Origin of the sequence: Consotaella aegiceratis, assembly GCF_036541425.1 — a bacterium.
GTDB classification, from domain to species: Bacteria; Pseudomonadota; Alphaproteobacteria; order Rhizobiales; family Rhizobiaceae; genus Consotaella; species Consotaella aegiceratis.
The window spans coordinates 17,726-32,215 of sequence record NZ_JAZHFT010000008.1 but is presented as its reverse complement, the minus strand read 5'-3'; the positions used below and the strand labels follow the sequence as shown (position 1 = coordinate 32,215).

17 protein-coding genes and 1 pseudogene are annotated in these 14,490 nt (G+C 65.4%); 5 read left to right on the top strand and 13 right to left on the bottom strand.

The window, feature by feature from the left end:
- Nucleotides 1-160: 160 nt before the first annotated feature.
- The 3 genes from SMD10_RS07790 to SMD10_RS07780 form a co-directional block, all read right to left on the bottom strand.
- Nucleotides 161-916, bottom strand: a complete 756-nt coding sequence (locus SMD10_RS07790; RefSeq protein ID WP_331685110.1) for a DUF4336 domain-containing protein — start codon at nucleotides 914-916, stop codon at nucleotides 161-163.
- Between the two features lie 112 nt (nucleotides 917-1,028).
- Nucleotides 1,029-1,673, bottom strand: coding sequence for a chloramphenicol phosphotransferase CPT family protein (locus tag SMD10_RS07785; RefSeq protein WP_331685109.1), 645 nt, complete (start codon nucleotides 1,671-1,673; stop codon nucleotides 1,029-1,031).
- A 90-nt stretch (nucleotides 1,674-1,763) separates the two neighbouring features.
- On the bottom strand, nucleotides 1,764-3,800 hold the full coding sequence (locus SMD10_RS07780) for a M3 family metallopeptidase (RefSeq protein WP_331685108.1): 2,037 nt from the start codon (nucleotides 3,798-3,800) through the stop codon (nucleotides 1,764-1,766).
- A gap of 164 nt (nucleotides 3,801-3,964) precedes the next feature.
- On the opposite strand from SMD10_RS07780, the gene SMD10_RS07775 reads away from it, so the two are divergent.
- A complete protein-coding gene (locus SMD10_RS07775) occupies nucleotides 3,965-4,471 on the top strand; it encodes a MarR family winged helix-turn-helix transcriptional regulator (protein ID WP_331685107.1) in 507 nt (168 codons plus the stop codon).
- A 41-nt stretch (nucleotides 4,472-4,512) separates the two neighbouring features.
- On the opposite strand, the gene SMD10_RS07770 is transcribed toward SMD10_RS07775, so the two are convergent.
- Together SMD10_RS07770 and SMD10_RS07765 are read right to left on the bottom strand one after the other, a co-directional pair.
- Nucleotides 4,513-5,631, bottom strand: coding sequence for a site-2 protease family protein (locus tag SMD10_RS07770; protein WP_331685106.1), 1,119 nt, complete (start codon nucleotides 5,629-5,631; stop codon nucleotides 4,513-4,515).
- A 27-nt stretch (nucleotides 5,632-5,658) separates the two neighbouring features.
- On the bottom strand, nucleotides 5,659-6,672 hold the full coding sequence (locus SMD10_RS07765) for an LLM class flavin-dependent oxidoreductase (protein ID WP_331685105.1): 1,014 nt from the start codon (nucleotides 6,670-6,672) through the stop codon (nucleotides 5,659-5,661).
- A 222-nt stretch (nucleotides 6,673-6,894) separates the two neighbouring features.
- Here SMD10_RS07765 and SMD10_RS07760 point away from each other — a divergent pair, with 222 nt between their 5' ends.
- Nucleotides 6,895-7,359, top strand: a complete 465-nt coding sequence (locus SMD10_RS07760; RefSeq protein ID WP_331685104.1) for a hypothetical protein — start codon at nucleotides 6,895-6,897, stop codon at nucleotides 7,357-7,359.
- 28 nt (nucleotides 7,360-7,387) lie between these two features.
- Here SMD10_RS07760 and SMD10_RS07755 read toward each other — a convergent pair whose 3' ends face one another.
- Nucleotides 7,388-8,608 carry an argininosuccinate synthase gene (locus SMD10_RS07755; RefSeq protein WP_331685103.1) on the bottom strand — a complete coding sequence of 407 codons (1,221 nt, stop codon included), beginning with the start codon at nucleotides 8,606-8,608 and terminating at the stop codon, nucleotides 7,388-7,390.
- A gap of 157 nt (nucleotides 8,609-8,765) precedes the next feature.
- Here SMD10_RS07755 and SMD10_RS07750 point away from each other — a divergent pair, with 157 nt between their 5' ends.
- From SMD10_RS07750 to SMD10_RS07740, 3 genes are all read left to right on the top strand, one after another.
- Nucleotides 8,766-9,143, top strand: coding sequence for a YidH family protein (locus SMD10_RS07750; protein WP_331685102.1), 378 nt, complete (start codon nucleotides 8,766-8,768; stop codon nucleotides 9,141-9,143).
- Nucleotides 9,144-9,263: 120 nt separating this feature from the next.
- A complete protein-coding gene (locus SMD10_RS07745) occupies nucleotides 9,264-9,716 on the top strand; it encodes an EamA family transporter (RefSeq protein ID WP_331685101.1) in 453 nt (150 codons plus the stop codon).
- 79 nt (nucleotides 9,717-9,795) lie between these two features.
- Nucleotides 9,796-10,434, top strand: coding sequence for a LysE family translocator (locus SMD10_RS07740; RefSeq protein ID WP_331685100.1), 639 nt, complete (start codon nucleotides 9,796-9,798; stop codon nucleotides 10,432-10,434).
- Between the two features lie 133 nt (nucleotides 10,435-10,567).
- Here SMD10_RS07740 and SMD10_RS07730 read toward each other — a convergent pair.
- The 7 genes and pseudogenes from SMD10_RS07730 to SMD10_RS07700 form a co-directional block, all read right to left on the bottom strand.
- Nucleotides 10,568-10,637, bottom strand: a pseudogene (locus tag SMD10_RS07730) (glutathione S-transferase); the annotation flags it as partial.
- Nucleotides 10,634-10,858 carry a BrnA antitoxin family protein gene (locus SMD10_RS07725; RefSeq protein ID WP_331685099.1) on the bottom strand — a complete coding sequence of 75 codons (225 nt, stop codon included), beginning with the start codon at nucleotides 10,856-10,858 and terminating at the stop codon, nucleotides 10,634-10,636. The gene SMD10_RS07725 and the pseudogene SMD10_RS07730, both read right to left, overlap by 4 nt.
- 26 nt (nucleotides 10,859-10,884) lie before the next feature.
- Nucleotides 10,885-11,331, bottom strand: a complete 447-nt coding sequence (locus SMD10_RS07720; RefSeq protein WP_331685098.1) for a hypothetical protein — start codon at nucleotides 11,329-11,331, stop codon at nucleotides 10,885-10,887.
- Nucleotides 11,328-11,873: a hypothetical protein gene (locus SMD10_RS07715; RefSeq protein ID WP_331685097.1), complete on the bottom strand. Its 546-nt coding sequence runs from the start codon at nucleotides 11,871-11,873 to the stop codon at nucleotides 11,328-11,330. Before SMD10_RS07715 ends, SMD10_RS07720 begins: the two co-directional genes overlap by 4 nt.
- Nucleotides 11,857-13,110, bottom strand: coding sequence for a dual-specificity RNA methyltransferase RlmN (gene rlmN, locus SMD10_RS07710; protein WP_331685096.1), 1,254 nt, complete (start codon nucleotides 13,108-13,110; stop codon nucleotides 11,857-11,859). The genes SMD10_RS07715 and rlmN overlap by 17 nt, the downstream gene beginning before the upstream one ends.
- 202 nt (nucleotides 13,111-13,312) lie before the next feature.
- The gene (locus tag SMD10_RS07705; RefSeq protein WP_331685095.1) at nucleotides 13,313-13,819 is read right to left on the bottom strand and encodes an invasion associated locus B family protein; all 507 of its coding nucleotides are present in this window, start codon (nucleotides 13,817-13,819) and stop codon (nucleotides 13,313-13,315) included.
- 287 nt (nucleotides 13,820-14,106) lie between these two features.
- A complete protein-coding gene (locus tag SMD10_RS07700; protein ID WP_331685094.1) occupies nucleotides 14,107-14,487 on the bottom strand; it encodes a YkvA family protein in 381 nt (126 codons plus the stop codon).
- Between the last annotated feature and the right edge of the window lie 3 nt (nucleotides 14,488-14,490).

The window sequence follows — 14,490 nt, the reverse complement described above, 5'->3', positions numbered from 1 at the left end:
ATTTCCCGAAGCCGGCGCTCGATTGGCCGTATCGCGCGTGCGGCCGGACCGATATCCAGGGCTCGGAAGGCTCGACGGTCCTTCACGGCCTCAAGGCGCCGCATCGGATTGTCGGGCCATGCGCACGCCGGGATGCCGAAAACTCTGTCTTTGGTACCGCTCAAAACGGCCGCGAACAGCAGGGGCCGACGCCCTCCGACAGCGCGACCTGGCGCAACCAGCGAAAGCCGCGGGCGATGAAGACCTGGCCGTCGTGATCGGCCCAGGTTCCATGAGCGATCACCACCTTTTCCGGGGCCCAGCTCATCACCGTCGCGAGAGCCTGCCGCCCCAAGTCGCGGTCGAGCCAGCTGAAACGCCATTCGAGCGGCGCCATGCCGTCCGGCTCGGTGATCTTGCAGAGGTGGGCGAGGCGGGTTCGCCAGCCGTGCCAGCCTTTCTGGCTGGCGAGGAACTCGTCCGAGAAGTTTTCGATGAGGTCGGCGAAAATGGCCGTCCTGGAGCGGCGGTGAAAGAACACCGTCTCCTCCATCATCGGGCTGCCGCGAAAGACGACCTGGTCGATCTCTCCGCGCCACGCCTCCGGCGCCTCGTCGCCGAGCGTCTCGAAGTGGAGATCGCGCCGCTTCTTCATCAGAGCCGGCAGTGCCCAGAGACGGACGCCCGGAAAGGCCGCCGCCCATTCGCCCATGGCCAGATGATGCAGCTTGTTCGGCGAAACGAGGTGAGCGGGCGAACCGAGCCCCTCGATTTCGGTCTTCAGTTCGTCGTCGAGGGCGATCGGCGACCAGATCCAGAGCGAACCGTCGTCCAGGCGGACGACCACCATGCGCGTCGGATAGGGAAGCGTGTAGAAGGCGACCACCGGCCCTTCGCAGAGCCAGATGTCCTCATCGATTGGCTGAAGGCGCGTCATCGTTCGCGGCTCGTTCGGCGGTCAAGGGGCGGACGTCTCGAAGCCTTATCAAGCGCGGTCGCGACGATGTTTTCCATGCGGCAAATCGCACTGGCTTTCGCCAATTTAGACTTCAGATCCCCATTTCCGCCAGCCGTTCGAAGGCCGATGGGCCGGCCGACGGGGTTATAAGCCTGCAGGCGATTGCGCGGGCGCAGTCTTCCGGCGTCCGCTTGTCGGTGTCCAATTCCATATCATAGATGCCGGGGACGTGGACTTCTCTTTGCCACGCGAGGATCGGTGACGGCACAGGCGCATCGGGGGCGGCCGAAAGATAAAGGCCCTCCCGTCCGGGCTGGCTCCGCGACCGCCGCTCCAGGATGGTGTCCAAGGCACAGCGCACGCCGACGAAAAGCGCCGGCAGGCCCGTAAGACGCCGCGCGCAATCGGCCAGGATCGACCGTGGCGCGGCATAGTCGTTATGGTGCCCGACGTCGACGACGACGTTCAACCCCAGGCGGGAATGGGCGGCGACGGATTCGTAGAGGGCCGCATAGAGCGTGGCGACCAGTGGCTCGAGGTCCGGCCGTTCGCCGCCGGGCCGCAGGCCGATCCCCGGCCGACACCGTTCGGGAATGGCCTGCGCGAAAAGATCGACGCCAAGATTGATCCAGATCTCGTCCAATTGGCGCTGCATGGCCTGGGCGATGCTCGTCTTGCCGGACCGCGGCGCGCCGTTCAGCACGACGATGGACCCGAAACGTCTTTCGATGGTCATCCTCGGTCTCGCATCGTCTTGGCGGTCGGGTCTGTCGGCGGCGCGGGCGATCGGGCGCCGGCCAAATGGGGTCGCCGGCGCCGCGTATTGTTAGGCGACGAGGCCGCGCTTCTTCAAAAGCGCTGCCGTCGACGGCATGCGGCCGCGGAAGGCGGTATAGAGCTCCGCCGCGTCGCGCGAGTTGCCGGCCGAATAGATGTAGCGCAGCAGGTTCGCGGCCGTCTGCGCGTGGAACGGGTCCTCGACCTCCGAGAAGGCTTCGAAGGCGTCTGCGTCGAGCACTTCCGACCAGAGGTAGGAATAGTAGCCGGAGGAGTAGCCGTCGCCGGAGAAGATATGCAGGAAGTGCGGCGAGCGATGGCGCATGGCGATCTCGGCCGGCATGCCGATCCCGGTCAGCAGGTCCAGTTCCCGGGCCAGAGGATCGGTCGGCGCCTCGTCGGACTCGTGCAGACCGAGATCGACCAGCGCCGACGCCGTATATTCGACGGTGTCGAAGCCGGCATCGAAATTGCGGGCGGCGATCAGCCGGTCCAGGAGAGCGGCCGGGATCGGTTCGCCGGTGACCGCGTGGCGCGCATGACGCGTCAGGACGGCGGGCACCGTCAGCCAATGCTCGTAGAGCTGCGACGGCAATTCGACGAAATCGCGCGACACGGCGGTCCCGGAGAGCGATGGCCAAGTCACGTCGGACAAGAGGCCGTGCAACGCGTGTCCGAATTCATGGAACAGCGTGCGGGCATCGTCGAGCGACAACAGCGCCGGCTCGTCCGCTCCCGGTTTGGCGAAGTTCATCACATTGTAGATGATCGGGGTCTGGCCGCCGTCCATCTTGTACTGGCCGCGCAGCGCGCTCATCCAGGCGCCCGAGCGCTTCTCGGGCCTGGCGAAATAATCGCCGAGGAAGAGGCCCCGTTCGCGCCCGTCGGCACCGCTCACCCGCCAAGCGCGTACGTCGGGATGCCAGGCGCTGGCGCCGTCCAGCAGCTCGAAGGAGAGACCGAACAGCCGGCCGGCGACGTCGAAGGCCGCCTCGATCATCCGTTCCAACTGAAAGTACGGCTTGACCTCGCTTTCGTCGATGGCGAATTCGGCCGCCCGGCGCTTTTCGGCGTAATAGCGCCAGTCCCAGGGCGCCAGCGGCGCGTTGTCCCCCGCCGTCGCCGCCAGGGCGGAAAGGGCTGCGGCGTCGCTTGCCGCGCGCTCCTTCGCCTTCACCCAGACCTCTTCCAGGAGCGCGCGCACCGCTTGCGGTGTCTTGGCCATTTCGTCGTCGAGCTTGTAGGCGGCAAAGGACGGGTAGCCGAGCAGCCGGGCCTTCTCGGCGCGTAGCGCCAGGATCTCGGCCATGATCGGCCGGTTGTCCGACGCGCCCTCGTTTTCGCCTCGCGCCACCCACGCCTTGAAGGCCTTTTCGCGCAGATCGCGGCGCGACGAGAAGCTGAGGAAGGGAACGATGATCGAGCGCGACAGGGTCAGCGCGTAGCCGTCCAGACCGCGCTCGCTCGCCGCGGTCGCCATGGCCGAGCGGACGAAGGCGGGCAGGCCGGCCAGATCGGCATCGTCGAGCTGAAGCACGAAGTCGCGCTCGTCGGCCAGCACGTTCTGCGAAAAGCGAGTTCCGAGTTCGGCAAGCCGGGCGTTGATGTCGGCCAGGCGCTGGCGCTCGTCGCCCACGAGGCGGGCGCCGCCACGCACGAAATGGGTGTGGGTGCGCTCCAGCAGGCGGCGATCCTCGTCGCTGAGACCCAGGCGGTCGCGGTCTTGATGAAGCCGGTCGAGCCGGGCGAACAGGGCGGCATTGAGGGTGATGGCTGACCCGTGCTGGGCCAACAGCGGCGAGATCACGCGTTCGGTGGCGCGGATGGCATCGTTGCTGTGGGCGCTCGCCAGCGTGAAGAAGATCCGGGCGACGCGCGTCAGGTCGCGGCCTGCCCGCTCCATGGCGGCGACGGTGTTGGAGAAGGTCGGCTGCTCCGGATTTTCCGAGATGCGGGCGATCTCCTCCAGATTGAGGTCCATCGCCGTGCGCAGCCCGGGTTCGAAATCCTCCGCCTCGATCGCCGAGAAGACGGGAAGGCCGAAGCGATCGTCACGCAAAAGTGACGGGATCAGGCTCATGTTCATTTTGTTCCTAGGCTTTCCAAATACTAAACCGCGTTAACGTCGGTTTATGAAATCGCGGCTGGGATATGTTTTGTCCGAGTTAATTATAAGGGCTTTCCCGGCGCAATCTGCAGTAGTACTTAATACTAAAGGCCGGTTGTGCCCAAGCAAAGATAAGAGGAAACATGAACGAGTTCATCCTCAATAACAATGCCTTTGGTTTTCTGCTGACGGACGTTTCGCGGCTATTCCGACAGGCTTTCGAAAAATCGATCATGGAAGCTGGACTTGATCTGACTCCGGGAGAGGTGCGGGCGCTGGCTCACGTGGCGCGTGCTCCGAACTCGCGGCAGACGGCGATCGCCGAGCGGATGGGCGTCGAGCCGATGACCCTGTCGGCCTATCTGGACCGGCTCGAGACGCGCGAACTCATCCATCGCGAAGTCGACCCGACCGATCGCCGCGCCAAGATCGTCACCCTGACGGACAAGGCCGTGGACGTGTTCGAGCGCATCCGCCCCCTGGCCACCGCCGTCTACGAGCAGACCACCACGGGGCTCGACGAGGAAACCTGCAAGATGATGCTCTCGGCGCTCGCTACCATGCGGCTCAATCTGTCCAGCGATCCGGTGTTGCGGCAGCCGTGGGCCGGCGAGAGCCACGCGGCCATTCCGCAGGCGGAGGCCAACTGACGGTCCTCGGGCGACAGTCGCTTCCCTGTCTCGCCAATCGGTCAAAACGGGCCTGCCTCGGTGCGGGCCGGAGCCGTCGAAATGGCGCCCGTCTGGGCCAGCATGACGAATTCCCCGAGGTTTTCGGGCGTCACATAGCCCTTGAACAGGCCGTTGGCGTCGACGACGCCCAGGGCCGGTTTGCCGGCCGTCTGCATCGTCTTCATCGCTTCCGACAGCGCAAGATGGCCGCGGACCAGCGGGATGTCGGTCTCCATCGTCTCGATGACCGGGGTATCCTTGCCGGTGCGCGCCAGGGCGTTGACCATCCCTTTGCGCGTCAGCATGCCGCGCAGCTGGCCGGCACCGTCGACCACGGGAAATTCATGCTGGGTGGTGCGCAGCAAGGCCTCGGCGGCGCTCGCCAGCGTCGCGCCGGTCCCCAGTGCCTCGAACTGGGTGATCATCACGTCCCGGACGCAGACGGAGCGTGAGGCGTCCTCGACGCCGACCTGATAGCTTTCGCTGGCCGCGGCCATGTAGACGAAGACGGCGATGAAGACGAGCAGCACGTTGCCGCTCGCCAGCCCCCAGAAACCGAAGACGAAAGCCAGGGCCTGGCCGGCCCGCGCGGCATAGCGCGTCGCCTCTGCGCGTGGGAACTTGAGCGCCAGCAAGGCGCGCAGGATCCGACCGCCATCCATCGGAAACGCCGGGATGAGATTGAACAGGACCAGGAAGATGTTGAGCGAGGCCAGGCGACCGAGGAAGCCCGCCGCCGAATTATCGAGCGAAGCCAGCGTCTCGGCATCGAACCGCACGCCGAGCGCCAGGATCAGCACCGCGGCGATGACGACATTGACCAGCGGCCCGGCGATCGCGACGATGATTTCCTCCCGCGGCCGCTCGGGCATCCTTTCCAGGCGCGCCATGCCACCGATCGGCAGGAGCGTGATGTCCGGCGTCGCGATCCCGTATCGCTTGGCCGCCAGCGCATGCCCGAACTCGTGCGCGACGACGCAGGCGAAGATGGCGATGATGAAGGCGACGCTTTCGATCGCCGCAGACCGGCCGCCGGCGTCGTAGGCCGAGACCCCGACCCAGACCAGCAGGATCAGGAAGGTGATGTGGATACGAATTTCCGATCCGAACAGCCTTCCGATGCTGAGCGACCATGGCATGACGCACGTTTCTCCCGTGAGGGGCGGCTACTCTGCCGCCTCCTCCTTATCTAGTCCGAATGAACGCAAAATGTCGGCCGCGATCTCGAAGGACCTCAGCCGGGCCTGGTGATCGTGAATCTGCCCCGTGATGATGACTTCGTCGGGCCGATACCGGTCGATCAGGGCGGTGATCTCGCGGCGCACCGTCTCCGGCGAGCCGGCTGCCGAACACGACAACGCGTCCGAGACGCGAGCCAGTTCCTCCGCCGACAGCACCGATTGAATATCGTCCACGGGCCGGGGCAGGGGACCCGGCCCGCCGCGCCTCAGATAGGCGAAGGCCTGCTGCATCGACGATTGCAGCCGCTTGCCCTCGCCGTCGGTGTCGGCGGCAAAGACATTCATCGCCAGCATGAAGGTCGGGCGCTGGCCGTAGGCGGACGGCCGGAAGGTCTCCCGATAGATTTCCAGCGCATGGTCGAGCGCGGCCGGGGCGAAGTGCGAGGCGAAGGCGTAAGGCAATCCGAGGTGGGCGGCGAGTTGCGCGCCATAGAGGCTGGAGCCGAGGATCCAGACGGGCACGTGCGTGCCGCTGCCCGGCACGGCATGGATCCGCTGCCCTGACTGGGGATCGTCGAAATAGGTCATCAGCTCGACGACGTCTTGCGGAAACGAATCGGCGGCTTCGAGATTGCGGCGCAGCGCCCGGGCTGTCGCCATGTCGGTGCCTGGCGCGCGCCCCAGCCCGAGGTCGATCCGGTCGGGATAGAGCGTCGCCAGCGTGCCGAACTGCTCGGCGATCACCAAGGGTGCGTGATTGGGCAGCATGACGCCGCCGGCGCCGACGCGGATCGTTCGGGTCGCGGCCGCCACGGCACCGATCACGACCGAAGTCGCCGCGCTGGCGATGCCCGGCATGTTGTGATGTTCGGCAAGCCAGAAGCGGTTGTAGCCCCACGCTTCCGTGTGGCGCGCAAGGTCGAGCGTATTCCGAAGCGCGGTCGCCGCATCCGCGCCTTCGGGGATCGGCGCAAGGTCGAGTACGGAAAAGGGGATCATCGCGAGCCTCGACGTAAGTGCTCGGTCTAATGTGGCGACTGCAGGCGCCAGTGCCAAGACGAGCACGCATCCCAGTCAAGCGATTACATTTTGCAACAATTCACTGGGCTGAAGGCAGGCTTTCGTTAACCATGACCATTCGATGGTAGCCATCGACGCCGGCGTAATACCGTTCTGAGCCGACGTCCACGGCGTTTCATGTCCGCAAGAGAGACACCCACGATGTCGGTCAGCACCATCGGATCGAGCACGACTGGACTATCCTCCAGCCTGATATCCACCAGCGCAGCCAGTTCTCAAACGAGTGCGGGAGCTCTTCAAGGCGAGCTCGCGCAGGCCCAGGCGGCTTTGGCGGCGGCGCAGGCGAGCGGCGATACGGCGGAGGTTGCCAAGCAGCAGGCGCTGGTCGCCAGCCTTCAACAGCAGATCACCGCCGCTGGAGGGGCCACCCAGCAAACGTCGTCCAGAAGCGACGCTGCAGCCTCCGCCGCGCCTCAAGCTCTCCCACCCGATGGCTTAGGGTCTGTCCAGACGGACCTGACGATCCTCAACGAGATGCGCGCGGGCAGCTCCGACGGAGAACCGGCCGGAAGTCCGAGGTCGCTCTCCGCCGTCGAACAGGAATATCGCCTCAACATGGCATCGGCCGGCGCGGAACCAGCTGCCGAGCCCCTCGGTCAGGTTTGAAAGCGGGGCTCGGTCGAGCCGGCCGACCCTACTGTTTGTCGCGCTTGGCGAGCGTGCGCAGCCGCAGCGCATTGAGGCGGATGAAGCCGGCGGCGTCCTTCTGGTCGTAGGCGCCGTGGTCGTCCTCGAAGGTGACGAGCGCCTCTGAATAGAGCGACTTGGGGCTTTCGCGCCCGACGACCATGACGTTGCCCTTGTAGAGCTTGAGCCGCACCGTGCCTTCGACGTTCTCCTGGCTCTTGTCGATCGCCGCCTGCAGCATCAGCCGCTCGGGCGCGAACCAGAAGCCGTTGTAGATGAGCTCCGCGTAGCGCGGCATCAGCTCGTCCTTCAGATGCGCCATGCCGCGGTCGAGCGTGATCGACTCGATTGCCCGGTGTGCCTGGATGAGGATCGTGCCGCCGGGCGTCTCGTAGACGCCGCGCGACTTCATTCCGACGAAGCGGTTCTCCACCAAGTCGATGCGGCCGATGCCGTTGTCGCGGCCGAGATCGTTGAGCGCGGCGAGCAGTTCGTGCGGCTTCAGCGCCTTGCCGTTCAGCGAAATCGGGTCGCCCTGCTTGAAGCCGATCTCGATGACCGTTGCCTTGTCCGGTGCCTCCTCGGGGCTGATCGTGCGCTGATAGACATAAGGAGGGGCCTCCTCGGCGGGGTCTTCCAGCACCTTGCCCTCGGACGACGAGTGCAGAAGGTTGGCGTCGACCGAGAAGGGAGCCTCGCCGACCTTGTCCTTGGTGACCTGGATCTGGTTCTTCTCGGCGAAGTCGAGCAGCGCGGTGCGCGACTTGAAGTCCCATTCGCGCCACGGCGCGATCACCTTGATGTCGGGATCGAGCGCATAAGCCGCCAGCTCGAAGCGCACCTGGTCGTTGCCCTTGCCGGTCGCGCCATGCGCGATGGCGTCGGCGCCGGTCTCGTGGGCGATCTCGATCAGCCGCTTGGAGATCAGCGGCCGGGCGATCGAGGTACCAAGCAGGTACTGGCCCTCGTAAAGCGCGTTGGCCCGGAACATCGGAAACACGAAGTCGCGGCAGAACTCCTCGCGCACGTCGTCGATATAGATCTCCTTGATGCCGAGCTGCTCGGCCTTTCGCCGGGCCGGTTCCAGCTCTTCGCCCTGGCCGAGATCGGCGGTGAAGGTGACGACCTCCGCTCCGTACTCGGTCTGCAGCCACTTCAGGATGATCGAGGTGTCGAGCCCGCCCGAATAGGCAAGGACGACCTTCTTGACGTCGCGCTTGGCAGCCATGGTGTGATGTCTTTCGGCAAGATTGGTTCCCTCCGCTCCTACACCAGGAAACGGGAGAATGAAAAGCCGAGCCGACGGCTGGTGAGCACAATATGCGGCCGTGGCGGAACGGATTGCGCCATGGGGCCTTCCATGGAGACAAGCAGGGAGAGGTTCCATGGCCGACGTCTCGGATGGTCCCGACCGGCGCACGGAGCTCGCGGCGGATCGCACGGTGTTTGCCGCGGAGCGGACCTATGCCGCCTGGGTCCGCACCGGGCTCGCCGCCATGGCGAGCGGCATCGGCGCCAAGAAGCTGCTCGAAGGCGTCGTTCCGGACTGGATGATCATCTCCACCGGGTCGATCCTGGTGCTGTTCAGCGCCTTCTGCTTCGGCGCCGCCGTCTTCCGGCAGCTCTATCCCGGTGCGCCGCCACCCTCGCCGGATACCCAGCGCATCCCGCCTTTCCTGCTGCTCGCCGTCAACGGCTTCCTCATCGTCGTCGCGCTAGCGGCGCTGATCGGCGTCTGGTTCGGCCAGACCGGCGGCGACTAAAGGCTCGCGATCCGGCAAACTGGCCAGATTCGGTCTTTGACAGCGGGACCACGGAGCGGCCTATAGTCCGGTGCCGGATTCGTCGGCGGGATCGGTCGGCTGAAGGCGGCCCGAGGTCACATGAAAACTCTTCTGGCCAGTTGGCCGTTCTGGGCCCTGCTGTCGGCCGTCTTCGCGGCGCTGACGGCGATCTTCGCCAAGGTGGGAGTGGCCGGCGTCGGCTCCGACTTCGCCACCTTCATTCGCACCGTGGTCATTTTGTGCGCACTGGCGCTGATCCTCAGCGCCACGGGCGGCTGGGAAAGCCTCTCCAACATCGCGCCGAAGAGCGGGCTGTTTCTCGTCCTGTCCGGCCTGGCGACCGGAGCGTCCTGGATCTGCTATTTCCGTGCCCTGAAGCTCGGCGACGCCGCCCGTGTCCAGCCGATCGACAAGATGAGCGTCGTCCTGGTCGCGATTTTCGGCGTCGTCTTCCTGGGCGAGCGCCTCAGTCTGCCGAACTGGCTGGGCGTCGCGCTGATCGCGGCGGGCGCCGTGCTGGTGGCCTATCGCGTGTGGGCGCGGGGGCGGTGAAAAACGGGTGGCATGACGACCCGCGGCGGCCTAAGACCCTTGCTTCATTGTCGCTCATCAGCCGAGGTAGGCCGCTCCAGTGACCTTTCTTCCCGATCTCGCCACGCTCGGCATGTTTTCGCTCGCCGCCTTCGTGCTGACCATCACGCCCGGGCCGGACATGACTTTGTTCCTCGGCCGTACGCTGTCCGAGGGTCGGGCTGCGGGCTTTGCCGCCATGCTCGGCGCGGCCTGCGGGGTCGTCGTCCACACCTCGCTCGCCGCCTTCGGTCTGTCGGCGCTGATTGCGGCCTCGCCGCAGGCGTTTTTCGTGCTGAAGCTGGCCGGCGGCCTCTATCTCGTCTGGCTCGCCGTGCAGGCGATCCGCCATGGCTCGGCCTTGAACCTGCACGCCGAGGCGAGCCGCAGGCATTCGCTGCTGTCGAACTGGCTGACCGGCGTCGGCATCAACCTGTTGAACCCGAAGATCATCCTGTTCTTCGTGACGTTCCTGCCGCAATTCGTCTCGGCCGGCGATCCGCACGCGCAGGGCAAGCTGTTCTTTCTGGGGATCTACTTCATCACTTTGGCGGTGCCGGTCACCGGCCTGATGATCCTCGGGGCGGATCGGCTGGCGTCGGCGCTGAAGCGCCGGCCGAAGATCATGCGTGGCATCGACTGGCTGTTCGCCTCGGTGTTTTCGGCCTTCGCCATCAACATCTTCCTCGCCAGGGCCTGACCACCGCCGCTTCAGGCGTAGGCGTAGGGGCCGCCCCGCTCCAGCGCCCGGCCATAGGCGGGACGCGCATGGATGCGCGCCAGGAAATCGCGAAGATTGGGCCGCTTCGACAGGTCGATCCGCTGCGCCGCCGTCTCCAGCTCTTCGAGGAGCCAGAGCACACGTTGCGAGCGTGAGTTCTCCAGATGATGGACGGTGATCACGGTTCCAGTCCCGCCGCCTCGCGCAGCGCCGCGTTGAGTCGATCCTGCCAGCCTGGACCGTCCGCCTGGAAGTGCTCCAGCACGTCCTGGTCGATTCTCAGCGACACCATCTCCTTGGCCCTTGGAATGGCCGCGCGTTCCGGCGCGCGATCGCGCTTGGTGGTGGCGGCCTTGAAGGCGGCTTCGGCGGCGGAGCGGGCATCGGTCGGGCGGCGGGGCATCGGGGGTTCCTCCGGAAACGAATGGGTCAGGCGGGTTCGGATCGATCCGCCGTGTCGGGCTGTTCGGCGCGCCAACGCCCGGCCGCCCGACCGGCGACAAGCCAGTAGACCATGGCAAAGACGAGGCCGGCGACCACCAGGGCCATCGTCACGCTCGCGGCCGGCATGTCGCCATAGGACAGCCGCGCGAAGGCAAAGGCGCCCAGTGCGCCGGCCGCGGCATGCAGGAGCAGCGAGCGCACCCCCAGCAACTCGGTCGCGACCATGAAGATCGCCCAGGGAATGAAAGCCGTCGAGCCCACCATCATGGTTTGGGCGAAGAACGTGGCCCCTGCCTCGATCCAGAAGATCGGACCGGCACCGGCCGCCGCATCGGCGTTGAAGAACGGCCAGAGCAGCGCGAAGGCCGCCGCCAGACAGGCGGCCACGAAGCCGAGCAGAACGACGAACAGGAAGCGCAGGACGGTCGTCATCGATCCTCGACCATGGGTTTTTCCGACGCCGTTGATGTGTGGGATGTGGTTCTGAGACCGAAGCCGCAGGCATGGCGCCCGGCAATGCGCCAGTAGATCCAGCCGGCGGGCGCCGCGACGAGAGCGATCGGAGCGGCTTCGGCGACAGACTCCCACAGGAAGGGGCCGCCGTGACCGCGGAGGGTGTTGAACAGAAAGAAGTTGGACCAGAGCATGAGGTCCGACCCGACTATCACCGCCAGTGCCACATGCCCGATCATGGAGCGATAAGACGTCGCCTCCAGCACGATACAGGTCGCCAGGAGCGGCAGGACGAACGGCAGCCCAAAGCTGACGATCGGGATGAAGCCGAAGGCGGAGGCCAGCCCCTTCAACACGTCAACCCGACGCTCGTCGTTTAGCAAGCGATCGGCCAGCATCTCGACGCCGTAGAGCCCGGCCGCGAGCCAATAGGCCAGCACAAAGCCGCCGAGCACCAGCCCGATGCGTTTGAGAATCAGGCCGGCCGGCATCTCCGCGAGGAACTTACCGGGCGTGCTCATGTCCCCAGTCGGCGGGCATCGCGATGCCTTCGAGTGCGACGCGCTCGGTCTTCTTCAGCCGCTCCGATTCCGACTTCAGCTGGCCGCATGCGGCAAAGATGTCGCGGCCGCGCGGCGTGCGGATCGGCGAGGCGTAGCCGGCCTGGTTCACATAGTCGGCGAACAGCTCGATCTGGTCCCAGTCGGAACACTCGTAGGGGCTTCCCGGCCACGGGTTGAACGGGATCAGATTGATCTTGGCCGGAATGCCCTTGAGCAGCCGCACCAGCTCCTTGGCGTCCGCCATGGAGTCGTTGATGCCCTTCAACATGACGTACTCGAAGGTGATGCGCTTGGCGTTCGACAGGCCCGGATAGGCGCGGCAGGCCGAAAGTAGCTGCTCGAGCGGGTATTTCCGATTGATCGGTACCAGTTCGTTGCGCAGTTCGTCGTTGACGGCATGGAGCGAGATGGCGAGCATCACGCCCATCTCGTCACCGGCGCGGCCGATCATCGGGACCACGCCCGAGGTCGACAGCGTGATGCGGCGCTTCGACAGGGACAGGCCCTCGCCGTCCGACACCACGGCCAGGGCCTGCTTGACGTTGTCGAAATTGTAGAGCGGTTCGCCCATGCCCATCATCACGACATTGGAGACGAGTCGGCCCTCGCTCGGCACGATCGCGCCGGCGGGCGTGTCCTGATCGGGGAAGTCGCCAATCCGCTCGCGCGCCATCAGCACCTGGCCGACGATCTCGTCGGGCAAAAGGTTGCGCACCAGCTTCTGCGTGCCGGTGTGGCAGAAGGTGCAGGTCAGCGTACAGCCGACCTGGCTGGAGACGCAAAGCGTGCCCCGGCCTTCCTCGGGAATGTAGACCGTCTCGATTTCGACCGGCCGGCCGGCGCCGCGGGAGGGAAAGCGGAACAGCCATTTGCGCGTGCCGTCGGTCGAAATCTTTTCCTCGACGATCTCGGGCCGTGCGATCGAATAGTGGTCGTCGAGCTTCTGGCGCAGGTCCTTGGCGATGTTCGCCATCTGGCCGAACTCGGCGACGCCGCGCACATAGAGCCAGTGCCAGAGCTGGGCGACACGCATGCGCACCTGCTTTTCCGGCACGCCGATGTCGCGCAGCGCCTGTGCCAGTCCCATCCGATCCAGGCCGATCAGCGACGGCTTCTCCGGCGCGCGCGTTGGCAAAGCCGCATGCGGCGGCTGCGGACGGGTATCGGGCGTGGCGAGATCGATGGATACGGCCATGGATTCTCTTGCAAGGCGCGGATGAACGTTGAACGGCTATTGCGCGTTCAAATGAGCGTTTCCAGCCCAAGAGGCAAGAGGGCACCACCCACGTCCCGGCGGGACGCGGGGCGAACGACCGGATTCGACAGGGTGGACCGCACAAAAAAATCGCGGCGCCGGGATACCCGGCGCCGGATCGTCGCGGCCGGGCCGCTCGTGATTATTTGCAGCTCTGGATCGAGTCGAGCGCCGCCGTCACGCCGGACAGCGAATAGGTGTAGTGCGTGTTCGTGCCGCGCTGGGAGGTCGCGTCCACCTGCAGCGTGCTGCCGGCCTTCAGCGCCGTGACGAGCTGCGGTTCCTCCGCCGCGTTCTCCATCCAGGCGGACTCGCCCTTGGTGAACATGGAGTACTTCTTGCCGTCCACGTCGAGGGTCACCTTGGAGCCTTCGCGCAACGGATAGCCCATCACCACCTGCGGCTCATAGGAAATGCCCTGTCCGGGCTTCTGCGAAACCAGAAAGAAGATGTCGCCGTGGTCGACGCTCGCCGGTTCCATCTTGGTCGGCGTCGACAGGATGTAGCAGATCTTCTCGCCGTTGTTCTCGTAGGAATAGCTGCCCCAGTAATTGAACTGGTTCATCCGTGTCGGCGTCTGCGCTGCGGTCGCGACGCTCGACAGAGTGAGTATAGCCGCCGTTGCCGTCACGATTTTCTTCAAGGACATGGCTCCCCGCTCGTTTGCTTTTCGCTCGTCTGGATGCTGTCAGTCGTCGCCCGCTGGACGGCGCAGCCTCGCGAATTTTCCATTAACTCTATTGATCCAAGGTTAACGGAAACCGAATTCGGCTGCACGCTCGTGCACCCTTTCAGGATCGGTCGCAATAGCATGCAAAGCCCGGCGGGACGGCGTCGAACACCCTCGTCCCACGTTTGCGGAGTGAACGAAACAACTTGGCGAGAATTTGACGATGCCGAGGCGATATCCAGACCGAATCCAGCTTGGGTGGGGTTTCAAGCCGACCGGCGAAGGTCGCCGAGCGCCTCGCGAGCCCGCTCGTAATGCTCCGGCCGGATGTTCTGTCGCACGGCGTTGAAGGCCGCCCATAGCACCGCGAGGTCATCGGTGAAGCCGAGGCCGAACAGGAAATCGGGAACGATGTCAACCGGCAGGACGAAATAGGCGAGGGCGGCGAGAAGGATGCCGCGGGTCGCCGTCGGCGTTTCCGAATCGATCGCGCAATAATAGGCGGCGACCACGTCCTCCATGAACGGGATATAGCGCAGGGCACGCCGGACGGTGTCGAAGAAGGACGAGCGGATGCGGCTTTCCTGCCGTTCCTGCTCTTCCGGCGAGCCCGGCACCAGAATTTCGCCCAGCTTCGTGCTGTCCATCGC

Bases quoted from the DNA above. Each gene is read 5' to 3' on its own strand.
- SMD10_RS07790 (WP_331685110.1), bottom strand. From the start codon at position 916: ATGACGCGCCTTCAGCCAATCGATGAGGACATCTGGCTCTGCGAAGGG.
- SMD10_RS07785 (WP_331685109.1), bottom strand. From the start codon at position 1,673: ATGACCATCGAAAGACGTTTCGGGTCCATCGTCGTGCTGAACGGCGCG.
- SMD10_RS07780 (WP_331685108.1), bottom strand. From the start codon at position 3,800: ATGAACATGAGCCTGATCCCGTCACTTTTGCGTGACGATCGCTTCGGC.
- SMD10_RS07775 (WP_331685107.1), top strand. From the start codon at position 3,965: ATGAACGAGTTCATCCTCAATAACAATGCCTTTGGTTTTCTGCTGACG.
- SMD10_RS07770 (WP_331685106.1), bottom strand. From the start codon at position 5,631: ATGCCATGGTCGCTCAGCATCGGAAGGCTGTTCGGATCGGAAATTCGT.
- SMD10_RS07765 (WP_331685105.1), bottom strand. From the start codon at position 6,672: ATGATCCCCTTTTCCGTACTCGACCTTGCGCCGATCCCCGAAGGCGCG.
- SMD10_RS07760 (WP_331685104.1), top strand. From the start codon at position 6,895: ATGTCGGTCAGCACCATCGGATCGAGCACGACTGGACTATCCTCCAGC.
- SMD10_RS07755 (WP_331685103.1), bottom strand. From the start codon at position 8,608: ATGGCTGCCAAGCGCGACGTCAAGAAGGTCGTCCTTGCCTATTCGGGC.
- SMD10_RS07750 (WP_331685102.1), top strand. From the start codon at position 8,766: ATGGCCGACGTCTCGGATGGTCCCGACCGGCGCACGGAGCTCGCGGCG.
- SMD10_RS07745 (WP_331685101.1), top strand. From the start codon at position 9,264: ATGAAAACTCTTCTGGCCAGTTGGCCGTTCTGGGCCCTGCTGTCGGCC.
- SMD10_RS07725 (WP_331685099.1), bottom strand. From the start codon at position 10,858: ATGCCCCGCCGCCCGACCGATGCCCGCTCCGCCGCCGAAGCCGCCTTC.
- SMD10_RS07720 (WP_331685098.1), bottom strand. From the start codon at position 11,331: ATGACGACCGTCCTGCGCTTCCTGTTCGTCGTTCTGCTCGGCTTCGTG.
- SMD10_RS07715 (WP_331685097.1), bottom strand. From the start codon at position 11,873: ATGAGCACGCCCGGTAAGTTCCTCGCGGAGATGCCGGCCGGCCTGATT.
- rlmN (WP_331685096.1), bottom strand. From the start codon at position 13,110: ATGGCCGTATCCATCGATCTCGCCACGCCCGATACCCGTCCGCAGCCG.
- SMD10_RS07705 (WP_331685095.1), bottom strand. From the start codon at position 13,819: ATGTCCTTGAAGAAAATCGTGACGGCAACGGCGGCTATACTCACTCTG.
- SMD10_RS07700 (WP_331685094.1), bottom strand. From the start codon at position 14,487: ATGGACAGCACGAAGCTGGGCGAAATTCTGGTGCCGGGCTCGCCGGAA.